This is a genomic window from Vibrio fujianensis (assembly GCF_002749895.1).
GTDB lineage: Bacteria > Pseudomonadota > Gammaproteobacteria > Enterobacterales > Vibrionaceae > Vibrio > Vibrio fujianensis.
The window spans coordinates 65,840-72,052 of sequence record NZ_NBUS01000054.1 but is presented as its reverse complement, the minus strand read 5'-3'; the positions used below and the strand labels follow the sequence as shown (position 1 = coordinate 72,052).

The following is a 6,213-nucleotide window of genomic DNA, read 5'->3' as shown; positions in this document are numbered from 1 at the left end:
TGACCATCAAAGGTTGCATAGATAGCTTCACCAGGTGCGATATCTCGCATAAAGTTAAAGCCCACTGCATCCAGAGCAACCGATTCAGAAGCCACCATATATTCCGTTCGCTCTCCGACTTCACGCTTACCTAAACAAAGCGGACGAATACCATGTGGATCACGAAAAGCAATCATACCATGGCCAATGATCATCGCTGTCACGGCATAAGCACCACGAACTGTGCGGTGCACATTTGCCACTGCACGGAACACATCTTCCGCGGCAACATTCCCTTTTACAGTATCAATCTCATGCGCAAGTACATTTAATAAAACTTCAGAATCTGAAGTGGTATTGATATGGCGACGATCTTTTTCAAACAGTTTTTGTCGCACGACTGCCGCATTGGTTAAGTTACCATTATGGGCAAGGGTTATGCCAAATGGAGAGTTGACGTAGAAAGGTTGAGCTTCCGATGCACTCGAACTGCCGGCCGTAGGATAACGCACATGACCAATCCCCACGGTTCCTTGAAGACGTTGCATGTGCTTAGCTTCAAAAACATCCTTGACTAAACCATTCGCCTTACGCAGGCGAAAACGATTGCTTTCTATGGTACAAATACCCGCGGCATCTTGGCCACGATGCTGCAATACCGTTAACGCGTCATAAATTGACTGGTTTACCAGCGTTGTACCCACGATTCCAACAATACCACACATGTCCTGATCCTCGATTTGCGACAATAACTGGCGCTTAAATCGCGCCAGAAAGAAAACTTGATGTTGCTTGTAGGTGTTCAAAAAACGGAGCAATAATGCGGCTAAATTCCGGCACTAGCTGCGAACTCTTCCACCATTCTGCACTTGGGGATGCGGTAAAGGCATCCATAAAAAATAAGGCGGCAGCAACAATCAGAACCCCACGTAATGCGCCAAAAACGACACCGAGAATTCTGTCTGTTCCTGATAACCCAGTTTTGTGCACTAACTGGGCAATGACATAGTTTACAATCGCACCGACAATCAATGTCGCAACAAATAACACCGCAATGGCCGCACCATTTCGAAATGTGTCATCGTTAATATTGCTGAAATACACCGCTAATCTTGCGTAATATTCCGAAGCGATATAAAACGCTGCAAACCATATCACTAACGACAAGGCTTCTTTAGCAAAGCCACGTACAAGGCTAATCAACGCAGACAAGCCGATCACACTTAAAATGACAATATCTAACCAGTTCATGAGTTCTTACATTCTAAGTTGGCGCGCATTTTAACAGAAAAAAACACGACGCAAACGTTTTCTTATGGATTTATTGGCTTAAATTTGAGCAATTGACCTTTTGAACCAGTAATTTTCTCTAATTCCACCAGCTGTTTTTCTAACTTACTTTTTGACACATCTGGGCCGATGATCACTCGAGTAAAGCCATTTTCTTGTTTTGTATGGGCTTGGTATCCCCGTTTTTGTAAATCAACAACGACCGTTTTGGCATTTTCGGCATTTTTCAGTGCCATTAGCTGAATGATCCAAGCACTATCTTGATAGTCATTTTGCTCATGCACAGGCCGAATCACGGTAGTCAGTTTTTCTCCTCCTTTATCTTGTATCGTGGAAGCCGTCTCCACTGCGGTCACCGGAGAATCTGGCAATGTGGTTTGATCTTCAATTGGGTCTAAAATTTCAAATGTTTCAACTGCACTATCTAACTCAGGTTTGAGAGGAATACTTGCAATCTCCTCTTGATAGTGCATTTTTTTTCCATCCAATAAGTCTGGCAGCACGATGACACCAATCGCAGCCAAAATGATCGTTCCCACTAATCGGCTTTGAAATTTACTTGCCATTTATTCTCCTTTCTCTTGCCAATATTCCAACACCTCTCCAACCGTATGGAACGAACCTGCCACGACGATAATCTCATCCGGCTGAGCTTGTACTAAAGCCGCTTTCAATGCCATCACAGGGTTATCATACTGTTTTTGTTCACCAGAAAGATACTCAGCAAGCTCTTGTGCCATTGCGGCACGAGGGCCAGAAAGCGAGGCTGGATACCAACACTTCACAATAGGAGCTAACGCTTCTAAGGTCGATTTGATATCTTTGTCATGCAACATGCCAATCACTAAATGAACTTTTTGGGTCGGATATTGACGCTCAAGTTGCGAGGCAAGGTAGAGAGCCGAGTGCGGATTATGCGCGACATCTAATAAAATCGTCGGTTGCGTATTGAGTCGTTGCATACGCCCAGCCAGCGATGCATGACGCAAACCTTCAATCACATCGACATCACTGACATTCAAACCGGAACAACCAAGCGCCATTAACGCTGTTGCTGCATTTGGTAACGGTAGGTTGGGCAAAGGTAAATCCGTTAACTGAAATGAACCACTCTTCCAATTCCAACGATTTTCAGACGACAATTGATAATCAAACTGAATGCCGACTTGATAAAATATCGCGCCAATATCATCGGCATGTGCGGCAACTGTTGCAGGTGGGTAAGGTTGACCACAAATAGCAGGCTTTCCTGTACGAAAAATTCCCGCTTTTTCAAAACCAATAACATTGATATCACTGCCTAACCAATCAACATGATCGATAGCAAGGCTAGTAATAACGGCAATGTCATGTTCAACAACATTGGTCGCGTCAAGACGTCCACCAAGCCCAACTTCTAATAAAATGACATCAACAGACTCGGTTTGAAAAAGTCGTAACGCTGCCAATGTTCCAAATTCAAACAAACTTAGGGAAATATCTCCCCTTTGAGCCTCTACAAAAGCAAAAGCTTGAGCATGTTTTTCATCCGGAAGTTCTTGTCCATTGATACGCACACGTTCGTTATAACGAATTAAATGGGGTGAGCTATACACTCCCACTGAATAACCGGCATGCAGAAGAATGCTCTCCATTAAAGCACAAGTAGAACCTTTACCATTGGTACCCGCAACCGTAATTACCATTGCTGTGTGTTGGGTCAACTGCGCTTTTTCAGCAACCGCCTGAACGCGCTCTAAACCGAGATCAATGGCAGAGCTATGAATATGAGATAAATAATCAAGCCACGTCGCGAGTGGAGAGGTGGCTTGAGGAATTGAGTTTTGAGTCATCTAACGTAGAACCGTAATTATTCTGGTTTAGTTAGCCGTTACTTTACCCTTTTTTATCCGCTTCTGGTACAGAATAAGTTTCTTCCTGAGGCGCACTATCCACAGAAACAACTAAAGGAGAAGCATGTTTAGTCATTTTGGCTAATAATCCAGCAACCCGTTGACGCATCTCCCGACGATCGACAATCATATCAATCGCACCATGATCCAAAAGAAACTCACTACGCTGAAATCCTTCAGGAAGATCTTCACGCACCGTTTGCTCAATGACCCGGCGTCCAGCAAAACCGATTAATGCTTTTGGCTCACCAATGTTAATATCCCCTAACATTGCCAAGCTGGCGGAGACGCCACCCATGGTTGGATCTGTCATCACAGAGATAAAAGGCAGTCCTTGATGAGATAGACGCTCTAATGCTGCACTGGTTTTGGCCATCTGCATCAAAGACATTAATGCTTCTTGCATACGAGCGCCACCACTGGCAGAAAAGCAGACCAGCCCACAATGGTTTTCAATTGCAGCATCAACCGCACGTACAAAACGTGCACCCACCACTGAGCCCATTGAACCGCCCATAAAAGAAAATTCAAATGCGCAAGCGACCACAGGAACACCAATAACTTCGCCAGTCATTACCACTAATGCGTCTTTCTCGCCGCTGTTTTTTTGAGCCGTTGCAATACGCTCTTTATAGCGTTTTGAATCTTTAAACTTCAGAATATCTTTCGGTTCCAGTTCATCTGCGATTTCATGACGATTTCCTTCATCAAGAAACGTCTCAATACGTCGGCGAGCTTTCATTCGCATATGATGATTACATTTAGGGCAAACCTCGAGGTTGCGCTCTAACTCAGCGTAATAAAGCACCTGTTCACATGCTGTACACTTGGTCCATACCCCTTCAGGTATTGACGCTTTACGTGAACTGACGATGTTGCTTTTCTCTAAAATCTTTTCAAGCCAACTCATGCAAGACCTTTTTACTTTCTCATCTCCCGCTTGATTACGAAAGATATAAATTAGACATTAACGCGAGGGATTAAAGCATACAAAATGCCAACTGTAGATAAAAAACTGGTTGTACCTATTTTTATCCCTACGATACCTTCATATTGTGGAAGGGATGATCATCAATTAGTCCAAGCTATCTGCTAAAAATAGCGGGCCGAGCGGAGCTTGCGGTAGCTCAAACTGCTCTGGATAATCAACGCCAACCAAGTATAACCCTTCTGCTTTCGCTGTAGCTGCTGCAAGCTTACGATCTTTAGCCGCCAGCAACCATGCTATCCACTGCGGTTCCTGCTCACCTCGACCAACAGCAATAAGGCTACCGGCAATATTACGCACCATATGATGGACAAACGCATTCGCCTTAATATCGATGACCACATATCGGCCATGGCGGATAACATTCAAATGCATCATGTTACGCCAAGGACTACGAGACTGGCAATGCACGGCTCGAAATGAAGTAAAATCATTCTCCCCTAAGAGATATTGCCCAGCCTGATGCATTCGTTCTGCATCAAGTTCACCATGGTAATGACTGACACCTAAAGATAAAATGCCAGGTCGATAAGCATGGTTATAAATAATGTAACGATAACGACGTGCTGTCGCACTAAAACGGGCGTGAAAATCGTCCGTCACTTCTTTTGCCCAACGAACCGCAATATCTTTAGGTAAATGAGCATTGGCTCCCATAGTCCATGCCACCATTTTTCGATCGGCGGTGGTATCAAAATGCACAACCTGCCCTGTTCCGTGGACTCCGGCATCGGTTCGTCCGGCACATTGCACTTCAACGGGATGGTTGGCAATCGTCGATAACGCTTTTTCCAACTGTTCTTGTACACTGATAACGTCTCGTTGGCGCTGCCAGCCAAAGTAATGAGTGCCATCATACTCAATACCTAGAGCAATTCTCATGATCTACTTCTCGTTAAAAATGGGGGGGCAGTATATACCTAAGTGAGTTGGAGATGCTAGGCTCAAACGAATCAATGACTTTGCTATGAAATGCAATGACATTGCACACCGCCTATAGTCGCTCATCATTGATCTCTTCACTTAGTTATGACTACCCTCGGCCATTAATCACATCAATAAGGTGCTTTGCTTGACGACGAATATCATCGCTACCATCAACGATGGCTTCCTCTAGCAGTTTTATTGCCCCTTTTCGATCATTCATTTCCATATAAATTTTTGCAAGATCTAATTTACCCGCCGCTTCGGCGTTGCTATCGACGTCAAAATCGCTGACATCACCTATAACATCAGGAAATTCATCTAACCCAACCTCCAACTTGAGTTCTTCATCATCAGGGTTGAGAGTCCCTTCTTCTCTCTCTACTTGAGCCATCAATTCATCGATGGTCATAAACTCGCTTTTTTCAGGATCAAAATCGACAATATCTTCTTGATGGCCCCAATTTTCGACTTCAACTTCCGGTTGCTGATTTTGAATGTCGGGCTGCCATATGGCTTGATCCTCTGCAGGGACCTCATCTGGAATGGTCGCTTTTTGATCTTCGGTGAGATTGAATCCATTCCAATCTTCTCCCCCCATCTGCAGCATGGCATCAATGTCCATACCAGCACTATCAATCGTTTGAGTATCGAGAGGCCCGTTAAACCGTTCATCTGCCTGCTCAATACCTTCATCCAACAATGCATCTAATTGTTGTTCGCTAAATTTATCACTGGCTAATTCGCTAAAGTCTATCTCTTCGAGCGCTGACCTAGGCTGAGCATCATTTTCGATATTCGCCCGATCTGGCTTATCTTCAATCGGTGACTCTTGAGGGGATAATGTGTCGTCGGATTGATTGAGCCCATTTTCATCGAACTGGCTCATTAGCTGATCAAGATCAGGCTGTCCTTCTCCATCAAAAATAACATCAGATTCGGTTTCAAGTTCACTATCAGCCAAAGCGTCCGCTTCGCTGTACTCTGGTAACTCGCGGTCATCCAAAACCAACGGTTCGGATTCGGGCTCAACCTCAGCGTCTGGCTCTGCGGCTTGCTCGGCCAGCTCACTTTCGGCTATTTCGCTTTCTGTTGTTTGGTCTGCCGTTGTCTGGTCTGACGTTGTTTCCTCTGGCGTTT

7 protein-coding genes are annotated in these 6,213 nt (G+C 44.6%); all 7 read right to left on the bottom strand.

The window, feature by feature from the left end; genetic code table 11:
- On the bottom strand, nt 1-704 hold a 704-nt coding region (locus B7C60_RS19340; protein ID WP_245869444.1), incomplete at its 3' end, for an amidophosphoribosyltransferase.
- Nucleotides 705-738: 34 nt separating this feature from the next.
- Nucleotides 739-1,230, bottom strand: a complete 492-nt coding sequence (locus B7C60_RS13475; protein ID WP_099612113.1) for a CvpA family protein — start codon at nt 1,228-1,230, stop codon at nt 739-741.
- A gap of 62 nt (nt 1,231-1,292) precedes the next feature.
- Complete coding sequence (locus B7C60_RS13470) at nt 1,293-1,835, bottom strand: SPOR domain-containing protein (RefSeq protein WP_099612112.1); 543 nt, start codon at nt 1,833-1,835, stop codon at nt 1,293-1,295.
- Entirely contained in the window at nt 1,836-3,101 is a 1,266-nt protein-coding gene (gene folC, locus B7C60_RS13465) for a bifunctional tetrahydrofolate synthase/dihydrofolate synthase (protein WP_099612111.1), read from the bottom strand.
- A gap of 43 nt (nt 3,102-3,144) precedes the next feature.
- The gene (gene accD, locus B7C60_RS13460; protein WP_099612110.1) at nt 3,145-4,071 is read right to left on the bottom strand and encodes an acetyl-CoA carboxylase, carboxyltransferase subunit beta; all 927 of its coding nucleotides are present in this window, start codon (nt 4,069-4,071) and stop codon (nt 3,145-3,147) included.
- Between the two features lie 165 nt (nt 4,072-4,236).
- Nucleotides 4,237-5,031, bottom strand: coding sequence for a tRNA pseudouridine(38-40) synthase TruA (gene truA, locus B7C60_RS13450; RefSeq protein ID WP_099612109.1), 795 nt, complete (start codon nt 5,029-5,031; stop codon nt 4,237-4,239).
- A gap of 151 nt (nt 5,032-5,182) precedes the next feature.
- The coding region (locus B7C60_RS19335; protein ID WP_281251712.1) for a FimV/HubP family polar landmark protein at nt 5,183-6,213 on the bottom strand (1,031 nt) is incomplete at its 5' end.

What these genes read in the sequence shown, in the direction of transcription:
- accD (WP_099612110.1), bottom strand. Translation starts at nt 4,071, where the DNA reads ATGAGTTGGCTTGAAAAGATTTTAGAGAAAAGCAACATCGTCAGTTCA.
- folC (WP_099612111.1), bottom strand. Translation starts at nt 3,101, where the DNA reads ATGACTCAAAACTCAATTCCTCAAGCCACCTCTCCACTCGCGACGTGG.
- truA (WP_099612109.1), bottom strand. Translation starts at nt 5,031, where the DNA reads ATGAGAATTGCTCTAGGTATTGAGTATGATGGCACTCATTACTTTGGC.
- B7C60_RS13475 (WP_099612113.1), bottom strand. Translation starts at nt 1,230, where the DNA reads ATGAACTGGTTAGATATTGTCATTTTAAGTGTGATCGGCTTGTCTGCG.
- B7C60_RS13470 (WP_099612112.1), bottom strand. Translation starts at nt 1,835, where the DNA reads ATGGCAAGTAAATTTCAAAGCCGATTAGTGGGAACGATCATTTTGGCT.